This window comes from Stenotrophomonas sp. YJH_SMC_127 (genome assembly GCF_059372445.1).
In genome coordinates this window covers 20,561-34,541 of sequence record NZ_JCAFVO010000002.1, presented here as the reverse complement: position 1 = coordinate 34,541, position 13,981 = coordinate 20,561, and the positions used below count along the sequence as shown (strand labels likewise).

Here is a 13,981-nt window from a genome sequence, read left to right as displayed (position 1 = left end):
GCACATGATCGCTGCGGCCATGCCGCCACAGCAACAGGCAGGCCGCAACCGTGCAGGACAGGCTCAGGACCAGCAGCGCGACCGCACCTTGCTGCAACACGGGCAACAACGCCCGTGCGTGCAGGTCGCCGCGCAGCTGTTCGGCGCGTAGACAGGCGGCCAGCGCCAGGCACCAGCCGATCAGGGCCGGAATGAACTTGCGTACCGCAACCGGGTTCCAGGCATTCATGGAGGTTACCTGCGTGAGTGGAGTGCGCGCAGTATTCGCGCGCGTCCTCTCACAGGCTGAGATCAGTCCTCCGCGGCGTCGGGATCGTCACCCGGAAGCTGGGACAACTCGCCCTGCACCTGCACGTTGTTGCGCCCCATCGCCTTGGCCCGGTAGCACTGGGCATCGGCCGCAGCCACCGCCTGGTCCACGCTCATGCCGCCGGCCAGCGGCGCGATACCGATGCTGGCACCGATCCGCAGCCGGTCCTGGTCCCACGGAATGGACAGCGCGGCCAGGGTGTGCAGCAGCTCGCCCCCGATGCGGGCCGCACGCCGCGGCGTGCAACCGGACAGGATGACCGCGAATTCGTCACCGCCCAACCGCGCCACCACGTCCGAATCGCGCACGCCATGGCGCAGCACGCTGGCCACCGCCCACAGCACGGCATCGCCGGCCAGATGGCCCCAGGTGTCGTTGACCGGCTTGAAGCGGTCCAGATCGATGTACATTAGCGAGGCAGCCTGGCCGGTGCGCTCCACGCGGGTGATCGCCTGCTGCAGGTGCACCTCGAAACCGCGGCGGTTGCTCAGTTCGGTGAGCGGATCGATCTCGGCCAGGTGGCGGGCTTCGCGCTGGCGTGCCCGCTGCTGGGTGTCGTCGCGCAGCACCCACACCGCGCCGCGCACGTGGCCTTCGTCATCGCGCAGCCAGGCGCGGGTCAGGTCCACCGGCACCGTTGCCGTGCCCAGGCGCAGCAGCAGGTCGGCGTGCAGGTCCACCGCGTTGCTCTCCGGGTCCAGCAGCACCGTCACATCCAGTACCGAACCGGGCGCGTACTCGGTGGTCAGCGCCAGCACGTCCTGCACCTTGTGCCCGGCCAGCGACAATGCGCCATCACCGGCCAGGGTGCGCACCGCAGCCGCGTTGGCGTAGTCGATGCGGCCATCAAGGCTGACGCTGAGCACCAGGTCGGCCACCGCATCCAGGGTGATTCGGCTGCGTTGTTCACTCTCGAACAGGCGCTGCTCGCTGCTGCGCTGGGCGGTGATGTCCTGGATCTGCGACACGAAATGCAGCGGTTCGCCATGCTCGTTGCGCACCAGCGACACCGACAGCCGCGCCCAGATGATGCGGCCGTCGCGGTCGAGGTAGCGCTTTTCCAGGTGATAGTGGCTGCGTCGCCCGGCCAACAGGTCCTGTACCAGGGCCAGGTCGGTCTGCAGGTCATCGGGATGGGTCAGGCGCTGGAAATCGACCTGCAGCAGCTCTTCTCGCGGGTAGCCCAGTATCCGGCACAGCGCGTCGTTGACATCCAGCCAGCGTCCTTCCAGCGACACCAGTGCCATGCCCAGTGCGGCGGAGGTGAACGCGCCAGCGAACTTCTCTGCCGACAGTCGTGCTTCGGCGCGTGCCTGCAGGATCTCGGTAATGTCGATGGCCATGCCGACGTAGCCGATGCGCGTTCCATCGGCACTCTCCATGCGGCTGATCGACAGGCGTACCTGGCGTGACTGGCCATCCTTGCGCAGCAGCGTCCACTGCCGCGAGTAGGTCTGCCCGTCGGCACGCGCGCTCAGCGCCTCGAACACGCCGGGAAGATTGCCATCAGCATCAGCCAGCGGCTGCAACCACGCTTTCAGTTCGGCTGGATCGTGGAAGGCGTCGAGCCGGCGCTGGCCGACCACCTCCGCCGCGCTGTAGCCCAGCAGGCGCTCCGCCCCCGTGTTGAACAGGGTGATGGTGCCATCGGTATCGGTGGCGATCACCGCCACCTCATCGGACGCATCGACCACGGCCTGCAGGCGTTGCCGGGTCTCGGCCGCGTCCTGCCTTGCCTGCTGCAGCTCGGTGACATCGGCATGGGCACCGGCCATCCACAGCGGCTTGCCGTGCCCGTCCCATTCAAAGACCCGGCCACGGTCCTGGATCCAGATCCACTGGCCGTTCCTGTGGCGCATGCGCAGCAGGCAGGCGTAGTTGTCGCTGCGCCCTTCGAAATGATCGTCCAGCGCTGCATCGGACAGCGCAATGTCATCGGGATGGACCAGCTTCAGGAACGTCTTCTGGCAGATCGGTTCCAGCTCATCCAGGCGATAACCGACAATCTCGGCCCAGCGCGCATTGACCCGCATCTCGCCGGTCTGCACGTTCCATTCCCAGGTACCCGCAGCGGTACCGTCGATGATCATCGCCAGCCGGCGACGCTCTTCCGCCAACGCCTGCAGGCGGCGCTCCAGCAGTCCATTGCCGTGGGTGCCCTGGCCCGGCATCACTCCGGTCCCCTGCCGGCACGGGCAGGCGCCGACCGCAGCGGAGCGCTGCGGCCTGCAACGAAGACGGCGGGTCGTGCTGGCGTCATGGTCCTCCCCAGCGACAGCGGGGAGGCCAAACGCCCCCCTCAGGCGCAAGTGTGCGCAATCACCGGGAAAACCGACAAGCCCCCCGCCCCGGATCAACCGTGACGGGGGGCACGATCCTCAGCTGCGCTTGGCCCGGGCAAAGGCTTCGGCCAGGGCGTTGTTGGCCGGCGGCGCAGACTGGGCCGGACGGCCGCCAGCGCCCTGGCCGCGGTTCGGTCCACGGTTCTGGCCGCCAGCGTCACGGCGCGGCCCTTGGCCCTGGCCCCGCTCATCGCGCTGGCCCGGGCGGCTGGTGGCCTGGCCCGGGGTATCGTCCAGGCGCCGGGTCAGGGCGATGCGCTTGCGCGCCACGTCCACCTCCAGCACCTTCACCTTGACGATGTCACCGGCCTTGACCACGTCGCGCGGGTCCTTCACGAAGGTATCGGAGAGCGCCGAGATGTGGATCAGGCCGTCCTGGTGCACGCCGATATCGACAAAGGCCCCGAAGGCGGCCACGTTGCTGACCACGCCCTCCAGCACCATGCCCTCGCGCAGGTCCTTGATGTCCTCGACGCCCTCGGCGAAGCGCGCCGCCTTGAACTCCGGGCGCGGGTCGCGGCCCGGCTTTTCCAGTTCCTTCAGGATGTCGCGCACGGTCGGGACGCCAAAGGTGTCGTCGGTGAACTGTTCTGCCTTCAGGCCACGCAGGAAGCTGCCGTCACCGATCAGCGCCTTGATCGGGCGCGCGGTGCTGGCCACGATGCGCTCAACCACCGGATAGGCTTCGGGGTGTACCGCCGAGGCGTCCAGCGGCTGGTCGCCATCGGCGATGCGCAGGAAGCCGGCGCACTGCTCGAAGGTCTTCTCGCCCAGGCGCGCGACCTTCAGCAGGTCCTTGCGGCACTTGAACGGGCCGTTGTCGTCGCGATGGCGCACGATGTTCTCGGCCACCGTGGCCGACAGGCCGGACACCCGGGACAGCAGCGCGGCCGAGGCGGTGTTGACATACACGCCGACCGCGTTCACGCAGTCCTCCACGCGCGCGTCCAGCGCCCGCGCCAGGCGGTACTGGTCCACGTCGTGCTGGTACTGGCCGACACCGATCGCCTTGGGTTCGATCTTGACCAGTTCGGCCAGCGGGTCCTGCAGGCGACGAGCGATCGATACCGCGCCACGCAGCGACACGTCCAGCCCCGGGAACTCCTTGGCCGCGAACTCGGAGGCCGAGTACACCGAGGCGCCCGCCTCGCTGACCACGACCTTCTGCAGCTTCGGGTTGGCGGCAGCCTTGATCGCTTCGCCGGCCAGCTTGTCGGTTTCGCGGCTGGCGGTGCCATTGCCGATCGCGATCAGCTCCACGTTGTACTTGGCGCACAGCTGCTTGATCGTCTGCACCGACTGCTCCCACTGACGGCGCGGTTCGTGCGGGTAGATGGTGTCGGTGGCGACCAGCTTGCCGGTGGCATCGACCACGGCGATCTTGCAGCCAGTACGGATGCCAGGGTCCAGGCCCAGCACAGTCTTCGGGCCGGCCGGTGCGGCCAGCAGCAGGTCCTTCAGGTTGTCGCCGAACACCGCGATGGCTTCGGCTTCGGCCTTTTCGCGGGCCTGGTTGAACAGGTCCAGCAGAAGATGGGTGTGCAGCTTGGCGCGCCAGGTCAGGCGGCAGGCATCCAGCAGCCAGCGGTCGGCGGCACGCCCCCGGTCGGCGATGCCGGCCTTGCGTGCCACCCGACCCTCGGCGTACTGGTGGCCCGCTTCGGCATCGCTGCCCGGGTCCAGTTCCAGGAACAGGATCTCTTCGCGGCGCGCGCGGAACAGCGCCAGCAACCGGTGCGAGGGAATCTTCGCCAGAGATTCGGCATGTTCGAAATAGTCGCGGTACTTGGCGCCTTCGGTTTCCTTGCCCTCGGCCACGCGGGCACGGATCACGCCGGTCTCGCCCAGCCAGGTGCGCAGCTCGCCAACCAACGCGGCATCTTCGCCCCAGCGCTCCATCAGGATCGCGCGGGCGCCTTCCAGCGCGGCCTTGGTGTCGGCCACACCCTTGTCGGTATCGACGAAGGTGGCCGCGAACGTCTGCGGGTCCTGCGTCGGATCGGCCAGCAGGCCATCGGCCAGCGGCTCCAGACCGGCCTCGCGGGCGATCTGGGCGCGGGTACGTCGCTTGGGCTTGTAAGGCAGGTACAGGTCTTCCAGCCGGCTCTTGGTATCGGCGGCCAGGATGTCATTGCGCAGCTCGTCGCTGAGCTTGCCCTGCTCGCCGATGCTGGCCAGCACCGCCGCACGGCGGTCCTCCAGCTCGCGCAGGTAGGTCAGCCGGGTTTCCAGGTTGCGCAGCTGGGTGTCGTCCAGGCCACCGGTCACTTCCTTGCGGTAGCGCGCGATGAACGGAACGCTGGCGCCCTCGTCGAGCAGGCCGACGGCGGCGCGTACCTGGGCGGACTGGGCACCGATCTCGTCGGCGATGGTCTGGGCGATCTGCTGGGCGAGCGCGCTCTGGGCGTTCTTGGCGTCGTGCATTGCTTCAGGTCTGAGCCGCGTTACGGGAAGACCCCATTCTGGCAACCGACGACGGAGCCGGACAAGGCATTGACAGGGGACGGGGTTCAGCGGCGTAGCCGGAGTGGACGCCGGCATCCTGGCAAAGAGCGGGCCCGGACTGGCCCGGGGCTGGGATGCCGGCGCGGGCGCGATGGTGGGCGCGCCCTGCCGCGTGTTGCGAAGGTCAGCGGTAGTGGCGGGCGGCGCGCTGCATGACGATCTCGTCACGCATGCCTTCCAGGGCCATCAGGCGGACCTTGCCGACACCCTGCAGTTCCATGAACCGCTCCGTGTAGAACTCCGGCCCCAGCGCGGTGTCGGCGCGGGATTTGCTGAAGCCGTAGGGCACCACGCCCTTCTCGCCATCCTTGCTACCACCGACATAAAGAACGATTGCCATGTGATGTATTCCTCCAAATTGCTACTGCGTACTGCACTCGATGAGCAATGCTGCGAGCTCATCGGGGGAGAGCTTACCGCGTCGAACCTGACTGGAACGTCACGAAGGCTAATGACGATCGGTTGCATGCAGATGACTGCGGGATCGCAGCAGAATGCTTACGGATCCTTAACTTCCGGCTAACGAATCCGTGGGGGATTCCCGCCAACGGCGCAGCCCCTCGTGGGTGGTCGTGTAACGCGTTTGATGTGATTGGGCCGGGCGAGGTGGGTGCGCGGGACACGCCGTGAACCCGTCCCTGGGGGCTCGATGGCGCCATCCATGGCGCCAACGGTCCCGCGCACCCACCCCGCCCGGCCCCTGGCAGTTTTTCGGGCACGTCCAGCCACGGAAAAGAAAAAAGAAGATCAAAAGCAAAAACAGCTTGGCTGGCCGCTTTTTGTAGAGCCGAGCCCACGCTCGGCTGCTTTCAGGCCAGTCCGCGAAGCCGAGCGCAGGCTCGGCTCTACACGAGCAAGCGCAGCGCGCGACCCGCTTCTGCTGTTCTTTATCTCTTCCGTGGCTGGACGCGCACGGAATCTGTCAGCGGCCGGGTGGGTGGGGGTGGCGGGTATCCGCGGCTTGGGTCGGGCGCATGCGCCCGACGGGTTGGGCAGGACGCCCAACCCCGGTCTTGCCGTGTGCGCAGGACAGCGCACACGTGCAAGCCGCGGCCAAGCCCCCATGGATGGGTTCACGGCGTCCCCGCTGGCCCCACCCACCCGGCCAGCCCCCAGGAAGCAGGCATTCCGCGACCAAGCCACGAGGGGCGGTGCCGTTGGCTGGAAACTACGGCCACCAGCCTTGCCCGAACCGGGCGAAATGATCGGCCGCCCGCTCGAACGGATTGCGCGCACTCACCCCGCCACACAGCAGGTACACCGGCAGGTACAGCGGCCCCAGCACCATGTACTGGTAGACATGCGCACGCTCATGGTCGTCCAGCCGGATCAGCGGCTCCACGCCCCACCCCGCCTGATGCGCGTAGGTCCGGCAGGAAATGCCAAGATCGTGGCCCGTGTGCAGGATCACATTGCCCAAGGTGATCGCCCCACCCGGCCCCCACGGCCAGCGGTCGAACACCAGCGCGCAGTCACGCCGGCTCCAGCGCAATGTCGCGCCGCCGAGCATGCCGGCCAGCCCACCCATCAGGCCGATCAGGGTGTTGGGCAGGGTCCACACCGCGCCCAGCACCTGCAGCGCGCGCAGCCAGATCGGCCAAGGCCGGGAGGCGGTGTTCAATCGGCCTCGTTCGGCATCAGCAGCCACAGGATCAGGTAGACCAGGATGCCGGGGAAGGCCGCCGAGGCCAGCGACAGCAGCACGTAGACCACCCGCAGAAGGGTGGCATTCCAGCCGAAGCGATGGGCAATGCCACCCATCACGCCGGCGATCATGCGGTCGTTCAATGAACGCGACAGTGTCTTGGGCGTGGTGTTCATGGCGGCGGCTCCGGGCAACGGACAGGGCAGTCGAGCGTGGCTCGACTCTACACCCTGCCCATGTCTACGGCGTGCGGTGACGCAGCGCCTGCAGGCGCGCACCGAACCAGGCGGCTGCGGTCTGTTCAGGCTGCCCCGGGCACTGGATGCGATAGGGTTTGCCGCTCATGCTGCTCTGGCTGGCGGCGCGCTCGATGAACTGCTCGGCGCTGTCCACCATGTCCTTCTTCAGCAGATAGTCGTACTTGCGCTGCAGATGCGCGCGCGCATCGCCGCCGTCGTACCAGCTGCCATTGCGCTGGAACCGGCACTGGGAGCCGTCCAGGCTGGCGATCAACTGGGCGATCTCCCGCCGTGCGTCTGCACCGGGTGCCGCCTGGGCAAGTGGTGCTGCCAGTAGCGCGGCCAAGATCAGAGGAATTCGTCGGGACATCAGGGGCCTCATGGCGGCCGATCAAGCTCGATTCTATCGCTGCATGGCCTGAATATTCTCGCAAAACGAGAGGAAGTCCGGGGCGACAAGAATCGCGTCGTCCGCACGGATATGCTCCCCCGCAATTGTGAATTTCACACTACCTGTCCGCGTATCAAGCCAATAGTCGTTGTCGCCGCAGTCAACCCCAAAGGGGATGTGAGATTCAAAGAACGCCAGAGCGTCACGATGGCGGTCTGCCCTCCATTCCATCACATCAACGATTGACACAAGCCGAGGATTGGGAGGCACGCCCGGCACCTCGATGCAATGGAATGCCTCCAGCTCAAGCCGATTTCGATCTTCTGCGGTAACTTCGTAGAACGTGTCCCGATAGAACACCGCGCCGCCGTCGAAGTAGCCACCATTGTGCTTCGAATAGAATTCGATAAAGGCATCTCTGCCGGGAAATCTGCCCGGCACCATCACTGCAATCAGATCGATCGGCACCGGTGGCGACGAATCGTTGAACACGACGTTGTTCCGGGCGAAAACTGCTGGCTGAGCCATGTGCCTGTCCATCAAACGGTGTTTGAGCTTATCCACCTTTCGAAGTCGAGCAAGCTCGACTCTACAGGTCGCGCGCCTTCAGCCAACCATCGATCGTGGCCGGCACTTCGCGCTGCGCGCGCCCGGACACGTAGATGCCGATATGGCCACCGCGGAAGCTGGACTCGGTGTAGTCGTCCGTGCCCAGGCGCCCGCGCATCGCGCGCGAGGCGTCCGGCGGCACCAGATGATCCTGCTCGGCGTAGATGTTCAGCACCGGCAGCGTCACCTGCGACAGGTCCACTGCTTCCTCGCCGATCCTTACCGTGCCCTTCATCAGGCCATTGGCCTGGTAAAACTGCTTGATGAAATCGCGGAACGCCTCGCCCGCCAGGTCCGGCGAATCGAAGATCCACTTCTCCATGCGCAGGAAGTCCTCCAGCGCCGCCTTGTCATCGAGGATGTCGAGCAGGCCGACGTACTTCTGCACGTTCAGGCGGAACGGCTTGAGCATCAGGTAGCTGGCGTTCATCAGGTCGGCCGGGATGTTGCCCAGCGTATCGACCAGCAGGTCCACGTCCACTTGCCGCGCCCAGTGCGAGAGCATGTTGTCGGCGGTCTGGAAATCGACCGGGGTGACCATGGTGATCAGCTTGCCCAGCTTCTGCCGGCGCAGCGCGGCGTAGCACAGCGCGAACACGCCGCCCTGGCAGATGCCGAGCAGGTCGACCGGGCCACCACTGCGCACGCGCAGCGCATCGACCGCTCCGTCGATGTAGCGCAGCAGGTAGTCCTCCAGGGTCTGGAAGCGTTCGGACCGGTCCGGGTAGCCCCAGTCCAGCACGTACACGTCCTGGCCCAGCGCCAGCAGCTTCTGCACCAGCGAACGGTCGGCCTGCAGGTCGACCATGTACGGCCGGTTGACCAGCGCGTAGACGATCAGCAGCGGCGTGCGCCGGGTCGGCGCCTGCTCACCGACGAAGCGATACAGCACCACCTTGCCGTCGCGCCAGACTTCCTCGCGCGCGGTCACGCCATAGTCCACGTCTTCCACCTGCGGCAGCAGCTTCAGCCCTTCCATCAGCTTGCGCTGCATGGCCAGGCTCTCCTGCATCAGGTCATCGGCGTTGAAGCCCAATGGTCCCTTCATCGGTCACGCGCCCGAGCGGAAGTGCGAGGTGCGGCCTTCTTCGCAGATGTCCTCTTCGCAGGCGCCTTCTTTGCCGGCGCGGCCTTCTTCGCGGCCTTGCGCGCAGTTGGCTTCACCTTCGCCGGCGCCGGCTGCGCCACCGGATCGACCTCAGCGGTTCCGGCCAGCACAGCCACCTGCGCCTGCAGGCGGCGCAGGCTGCGCTCCAGCTCGGCGATGCGGCGGTGTGCGGCATCCATCTCGCTGCGGGTGGGCAGGCCGATCCGTTCACTCATCTGTTCCACCTCCCGCTGCAGGCCGGCGCGCAGGCGCATCTGCGCGTTGCCCAGCGAGGCGTACACCTGCTGGAACGGTTCGGACATGGCGACCTTGGCGTAGGCCTCCTCGGCAACTTCGATCCACAGGTCGAACATCGCGCGGGCGCTGGTCAGCTGGCTGCCGGGCTGTTCGTGCTCGGCCAGGCGCTGCTCGAACAGCGCAAAGGCTTCGTCCAGTGCCTGCTTGATCTGATCGACATAGGCGCGCGAATGCTGCTGGTATTCCTCCTGCGCACGCAGCAGGGCCTGCCAGCGCGCCTGGTGCTCGCGGCCGGGGCCGAATGCCGGGCTCTGCAGCCACGGGCCCGCCTGCAGCTGGAACTGCTGCAGCCAGGCGGCGAATTCGGGTATCGCGGCGCCGGCGTGCGTGCTGCCACGGGCGCCCTGCAGCATCCACTGGAGCATGCCGTCGCCCTGCCCCTGCACCGCCTCGCGCCAGGCCTGGGCAACATCGGCACTGCTGGCGTCGCGGCCCGCAAACCGTGCGGCGACCTCCTGCATGGTGCCGTACCAGCTGCCCGCCTGTTCGCGGAACCGGCGCACGGCATCTTCCGGCGCGCCCTTCGCCTGCTCGGGCAACAGCTGGCCCCACCAGTCGAACAACCGCTGCCAACTGCCGGGATCGTCACCGGGGGGTGCGCCGGGCGTGCTCGCATGGCGCAGGGCATCGCCCCAGGCGCCGAAATACTGCCGGGCCAGGGTTTCGAAATCGCTGCTGCCGGTGTCGTGGGCCGAGCTGGTCATCGCAGGCCTCCGCAGGGCTGGCTCATGGCTTGGGAATACGCAGGGTCTTGCTGATCATCAGCGACCCGGACAGGGCGAACAACAGCACCATCGGGTGCAGCTGCCACGGGCCGATCTGCCACTGGCCGAACCAGATGTTCTGGCCGATGGCATCGGTGCCGGCGGCAATCGCCAGTACGATCACCAGCACCAGGCTGGTCGGGATCGGGGTGCCCTCGAAATACGTGACCTTGCCCTCGTCGCCGGCGAGCGCCTCGGCAGTGACGTTGTAGCGTGCCAAGCGGCTGACGCCGCAGCAGACGAAGTAGCTCAGCACCAGCCAGTCCCATCCGCCCTGCATGCCGCAGGCATAGGCCAGCGCCGCCGGCGCCACGCCGAAGGAGATCACGTCGGACAGCGAGTCCAGCTCGCGGCCCAGGGTGGAGCTGGACTTGCGCCAGCGCGCGATGCGCCCGTCGAGGGCGTCGAAGATGAAGGCCAGCGGGATCAGCGCCATGCCGAACAGCAGATAGCCGCGCTCGCCGTCCTGCAGGAAGCGCATCGCGGCAAAGACCGCACCGGTGCCGCAGAAAGCATTGGCCAGGGTGAACCAGTCGGCCAGCTGGAATTCGCGCAGCATCGAGAAGTGACGTTTCATGGGGTCTCACGGAGCATCAAGGCCCACAGGTTACCGCGAGCGCCGCTGCTGGCGACAGCGCTGGCTCAGCCGATCCTTCACCGCCCCCTCACCCGTCGTCACCGGCGGTGAATTTTTCGCCACCCATCTTGACAGCCTAGGGGGGTGGCGCCTGTCGGGGCTTATCCACAAAGTTGCCCACGCGTAATCCACACCCCCTGTGGACAACCAGATCTCACCGACTGCGACGGTGGACATTTCCTCATCACTCTTCCGCGGGGTTTCCCTACTTCCCAAGCCGCAGAGTCGGCGCTATGGTCACCGGTGGGCCCGCCGCCGCCGCGTCCGATGCCTGGTGACGGGCGGCGATGATGCCGGATGCTTCCACCTGCCGCTGGCGCAGCGGCCCTGAAGTGGCAGAGCCGGCCGCTGGCCGGCTGCCCCGACCGTTCAGCGTTGCCGGCCAGCGGCCGGCACTACCCAGCCTGCACCCGCCGCCACCGGGCGAAACACATCACCTGCATCACCAGCATCGCCAGCAACCCCAGCGGCCACGCCCACCACACGCCGGCCAGCCCATGCCGCGCCTGCAACCACATCGCCAGCGGCAGCTCCAGCAGCAATACCGCCGTCATGCCGAGCAGCGCTGGCCGCCATACCGTGCCACTGCCGCGCATCACCCCTACCAGCACGGTGCTGCCGCCCATCGCCAGCACGCCCCATGCCACCGTGCGCAACTGCAGCGTGGCCAGTTCACGCGCTTCGATAGCCACCAGGATCAGGCCGGTCAGCCAGGGCGCAAGCACCATCGCCAGCAGCACCACTGCACTCAGCATCGCCAGTCCAAGCAGCACGCCGGTGCGGGCGATGCCGGGCAGCCGTGCCGTACGCCCCGCGCCCATCGCATGCGCCGCAAGGATGGTGGCGGTAATGCCCAGTGACATGGCCGGCAGCTGCACCCAGCTCATCAACTGGTTGACCGCACCGTAGGCCGCCGTGGCCGTGTAGCCGTAGCGGTTGATCCAGCCCAGCAATACGATCTCGGCAATGGCCAGGCTGAGCATCTGCAGCGAAGACGGTACGCCGATGCGCAGCATCGCGCGGATGAGCGCGCCATCGAAACGGATGGCACGCAACAGCTCGCGCCCTGGTGCCAGGGGATGTCCTACCCGCTGCCAGCGCCACAGCAACCAGCCCAGGGCCAACAATGAGGCAAACGCCGCCGATACAGCCGCACTGGCCGACCCCAGCCGCGGCAGGCCGGCCCAGCCCAGGATCAGCAGCGGCGTGCACAGCAGGCCGACCACCGTGGCCAGCAGCAGCGCCTGCAGCGGCGTCTTTGCATCGCCCACCGCGCGGCTCACGGCAGTGGCCAGCCACAGCAGGAAGAACACCGGAGCCGCCAGCAACAGCACGCGCGCGTACACGATGGACTCGCCGAGGATCGCTGCCGGCGTGCCCAGTGCCGCCAGCAGCTGTGGCGCGAAACCGCCGCCCAGGGCCATCACCGGCACCGACAACAGCAGGATCAGCGCCACCGCGCTGCCGGCCACCGCGCGCGCCTGTTGCGGGCGGCCCGCGCCCCAGGCCTGGCCGATCAGCACCATCGCGCCCGTGGCCAGGCCCATCACCAGGGCCAGCAGCAGGAAAAAGACCGGGAAGAACGCCGCGGCCGCAGCCACCGCCTGTGTGCCAAGCAGGTGGCCGAGATAGATGTTGTCCAGCGTGCCTGCGGCCAGCTGCAACGCATTGGTCAGCAGCATCGGCAGCAGCAGCGTCAGGTAGGTGCGCCACAGCGAGGGTGCTGCCGGAGGTGTCGGATGTACAGGGGGACTCATGGGATTCTCTGGGCAAGGCGCCGCCCTGCCCGGCGTTTCCGCCAGCAAAGCAAGCACAGGGGAAGCGGGCCGCGGCCCGCGATCAGATGACGCCGTCGCTCAGCAACGGCGCGATGGCTCAGCCGTCAGCGTCTTCGAACGCCAGGCGCAGGGCGTGGTCGCGCACATCCCTGGGCCAGGAATGCAGCGCCGCTTCCAGGCCCGCGCGGTCATGCGCGAACAGCACCCGAATGGCCTCCTCGAAGCCCGGCAGGTCACCGGCGATGGCCTGCAGGAAGTGATAGGTACGCTCGCTGTGACGGCGCTGCCGATCCTCGTCGGCACCGGCACGGCTGGCCGCTTCCACCAGCCTGCGCAGCACCACCGAGGCCCCACCCGGCTGTTCGGCCAACCACGCCCAATGCCGCGGCAGCAGCGTCACTTCGCGGGCGACCACGCCCAGTCTGGGGCGGCCACGGCCACGCGGGGTCGCGGGCGCCTCTCCGGTAGTGACGTCGGCACCCGCCTCCACGGCGGAGGGAAACGCTTCGGTCACCCGCGCCAGCAGCTCTGTGTCGCTGCCGCGCGTGTCGAAATCGCGGGTTCGCCCGCTGGCGTTGTCGAATACCAGCAGCGGACCGGCTGCATTGTCGGCACGCAACTGTTTCAACGCCAGCGCTGCCACTTCCGGGGTACCGGAAGCGACCAGGCGATGGCCGTCGAAACAGCTGAAGGGAGGAAGTCGGGACACAGGCATGGCAATGGCATCAGAGGCGATGCGCGAATATTGCCCGGGTAATTTCACCGAGTCAATATTATCCGGGTATTAATTTGCCAAAAGAGCGTGCCAACCAAGGTTGGCACCCACCCGATTCGTCACCTCACAGCCGGCTGTAGGACCAGCTGACCATGCGGCCGTCCTTGTACGGCATCACGCCGTGGAACGGGCGCGGGTCGGCGTCGAACACCAGCGGCAGGAAGTTGCGGTCGCCCTCCCACATCGGCAGCGTGTCCAGCTTGTCCAGGTCCACCCACTCCAGCGTGCCTTCATGGTTGCCGCCGTGCGGGGTGCCTTCGAAAGTATCGATGACGAACACGAAGCCCAGCCAGTCTTCACCGTGCTTGCCGAAGCCCGGCCAGCTGAGGGTGCCGCGCAGGCGCATGCCGGTGCAGTCGATGCCAGCTTCCTCGGCGATCTCGCGACGCATGCTGGATGCCACGTCCTCGTCCGCTTCGATCTTGCCGCCCAGCCCGTTGTACTTGCCCAGGTGGTGGTCACCCGGACGGGTGTTGCGGTGGATCATCAGCACCTGGCGACGATCAGGCGACAGCACGTAGCCCAGGGTGGCGACGATCGGGGTGTACGGCATGGGCGGCATCCAGCGGCAGGTCAGCCGT

14 protein-coding genes are annotated in these 13,981 nt (G+C 67.3%); 1 reads left to right on the top strand and 13 read right to left on the bottom strand.

What is annotated here, in order from left to right:
* Positions 1–4 precede the first annotated feature (4 nt).
* Positions 5–151 carry a hypothetical protein gene (locus AC5QAB_RS05465; RefSeq protein WP_154582529.1) on the top strand — a complete coding sequence of 49 codons (147 nt, stop codon included), beginning with the start codon at positions 5–7 and terminating at the stop codon, positions 149–151.
* A 140-nt stretch (positions 152–291) separates the two neighbouring features.
* Here AC5QAB_RS05465 and AC5QAB_RS05460 read toward each other — a convergent pair whose 3' ends face one another.
* The 13 genes from AC5QAB_RS05460 to AC5QAB_RS05400 all read right to left on the bottom strand — a co-directional run bounded on the left by AC5QAB_RS05460 (position 292) and on the right by AC5QAB_RS05400 (position 13,953).
* Complete coding sequence (locus AC5QAB_RS05460; protein ID WP_049404946.1) at positions 292–2,481, bottom strand: PAS domain S-box protein; 2,190 nt, start codon at positions 2,479–2,481, stop codon at positions 292–294.
* A 207-nt stretch (positions 2,482–2,688) separates the two neighbouring features.
* The gene (locus AC5QAB_RS05455; RefSeq protein WP_197561707.1) at positions 2,689–5,076 is read right to left on the bottom strand and encodes a Tex-like N-terminal domain-containing protein; all 2,388 of its coding nucleotides are present in this window, start codon (positions 5,074–5,076) and stop codon (positions 2,689–2,691) included.
* 205 nt (positions 5,077–5,281) lie between these two features.
* The gene (locus AC5QAB_RS05450) at positions 5,282–5,497 is read right to left on the bottom strand and encodes a hypothetical protein (RefSeq protein WP_005410085.1); all 216 of its coding nucleotides are present in this window, start codon (positions 5,495–5,497) and stop codon (positions 5,282–5,284) included.
* 828 nt (positions 5,498–6,325) lie between these two features.
* Positions 6,326–6,778, bottom strand: coding sequence for a hypothetical protein (locus tag AC5QAB_RS05445; protein ID WP_046431279.1), 453 nt, complete (start codon positions 6,776–6,778; stop codon positions 6,326–6,328).
* A complete protein-coding gene (locus AC5QAB_RS05440) occupies positions 6,775–6,978 on the bottom strand; it encodes a PspC domain-containing protein (protein ID WP_014647543.1) in 204 nt (67 codons plus the stop codon). The genes AC5QAB_RS05445 and AC5QAB_RS05440 overlap by 4 nt, the downstream gene beginning before the upstream one ends.
* 64 nt (positions 6,979–7,042) lie before the next feature.
* Positions 7,043–7,411: a YfeK family protein gene (locus AC5QAB_RS05435; protein ID WP_049416750.1), complete on the bottom strand. Its 369-nt coding sequence runs from the start codon at positions 7,409–7,411 to the stop codon at positions 7,043–7,045.
* Between the two features lie 33 nt (positions 7,412–7,444).
* Positions 7,445–7,960 carry an SMI1/KNR4 family protein gene (locus tag AC5QAB_RS05430; protein WP_197562167.1) on the bottom strand — a complete coding sequence of 172 codons (516 nt, stop codon included), beginning with the start codon at positions 7,958–7,960 and terminating at the stop codon, positions 7,445–7,447.
* 61 nt (positions 7,961–8,021) lie between these two features.
* Positions 8,022–9,089, bottom strand: a complete 1,068-nt coding sequence (gene phaC / locus AC5QAB_RS05425; RefSeq protein ID WP_197557713.1) for a class III poly(R)-hydroxyalkanoic acid synthase subunit PhaC — start codon at positions 9,087–9,089, stop codon at positions 8,022–8,024.
* Positions 9,086–10,150 (bottom strand): class III poly(R)-hydroxyalkanoic acid synthase subunit PhaE, encoded by a 1,065-nt coding sequence (gene phaE, locus AC5QAB_RS05420; protein WP_197562166.1) that lies wholly within the window; start codon positions 10,148–10,150, stop codon positions 9,086–9,088. Before phaE ends, phaC begins: the two co-directional genes overlap by 4 nt.
* A gap of 22 nt (positions 10,151–10,172) precedes the next feature.
* Entirely contained in the window at positions 10,173–10,787 is a 615-nt protein-coding gene (locus tag AC5QAB_RS05415) for a CDP-alcohol phosphatidyltransferase family protein (RefSeq protein ID WP_014647547.1), read from the bottom strand.
* Between the two features lie 455 nt (positions 10,788–11,242).
* Positions 11,243–12,604: an MATE family efflux transporter gene (locus tag AC5QAB_RS05410; protein ID WP_197557700.1), complete on the bottom strand. Its 1,362-nt coding sequence runs from the start codon at positions 12,602–12,604 to the stop codon at positions 11,243–11,245.
* A 118-nt stretch (positions 12,605–12,722) separates the two neighbouring features.
* Positions 12,723–13,340 carry a DUF2239 family protein gene (locus AC5QAB_RS05405; protein ID WP_134809026.1) on the bottom strand — a complete coding sequence of 206 codons (618 nt, stop codon included), beginning with the start codon at positions 13,338–13,340 and terminating at the stop codon, positions 12,723–12,725.
* A gap of 124 nt (positions 13,341–13,464) precedes the next feature.
* Positions 13,465–13,953 (bottom strand): NUDIX hydrolase, encoded by a 489-nt coding sequence (locus AC5QAB_RS05400; protein WP_049441664.1) that lies wholly within the window; start codon positions 13,951–13,953, stop codon positions 13,465–13,467.
* Between the last annotated feature and the right edge of the window lie 28 nt (positions 13,954–13,981).

Coding starts and splice junctions, on each gene's coding strand:
- AC5QAB_RS05415 (WP_014647547.1), bottom strand. CDS start 10,787: ATGAAACGTCACTTCTCGATGCTGCGCGAATTCCAGCTGGCCGACTGG.
- AC5QAB_RS05455 (WP_197561707.1), bottom strand. CDS start 5,076: ATGCACGACGCCAAGAACGCCCAGAGCGCGCTCGCCCAGCAGATCGCC.
- AC5QAB_RS05435 (WP_049416750.1), bottom strand. CDS start 7,411: ATGTCCCGACGAATTCCTCTGATCTTGGCCGCGCTACTGGCAGCACCA.
- AC5QAB_RS05460 (WP_049404946.1), bottom strand. CDS start 2,481: ATGCCGGGCCAGGGCACCCACGGCAATGGACTGCTGGAGCGCCGCCTG.
- AC5QAB_RS05465 (WP_154582529.1), top strand. CDS start 5: ATGATCGCTGCGGCCATGCCGCCACAGCAACAGGCAGGCCGCAACCGT.
- AC5QAB_RS05400 (WP_049441664.1), bottom strand. CDS start 13,953: ATGCCGTACACCCCGATCGTCGCCACCCTGGGCTACGTGCTGTCGCCT.
- AC5QAB_RS05430 (WP_197562167.1), bottom strand. CDS start 7,960: ATGGCTCAGCCAGCAGTTTTCGCCCGGAACAACGTCGTGTTCAACGAT.
- AC5QAB_RS05410 (WP_197557700.1), bottom strand. CDS start 12,604: ATGAGTCCCCCTGTACATCCGACACCTCCGGCAGCACCCTCGCTGTGG.
- AC5QAB_RS05450 (WP_005410085.1), bottom strand. CDS start 5,497: ATGGCAATCGTTCTTTATGTCGGTGGTAGCAAGGATGGCGAGAAGGGC.
- AC5QAB_RS05440 (WP_014647543.1), bottom strand. CDS start 6,978: ATGAACACCACGCCCAAGACACTGTCGCGTTCATTGAACGACCGCATG.
- phaE (WP_197562166.1), bottom strand. CDS start 10,150: ATGACCAGCTCGGCCCACGACACCGGCAGCAGCGATTTCGAAACCCTG.
- phaC (WP_197557713.1), bottom strand. CDS start 9,089: ATGAAGGGACCATTGGGCTTCAACGCCGATGACCTGATGCAGGAGAGC.
- AC5QAB_RS05405 (WP_134809026.1), bottom strand. CDS start 13,340: ATGCCTGTGTCCCGACTTCCTCCCTTCAGCTGTTTCGACGGCCATCGC.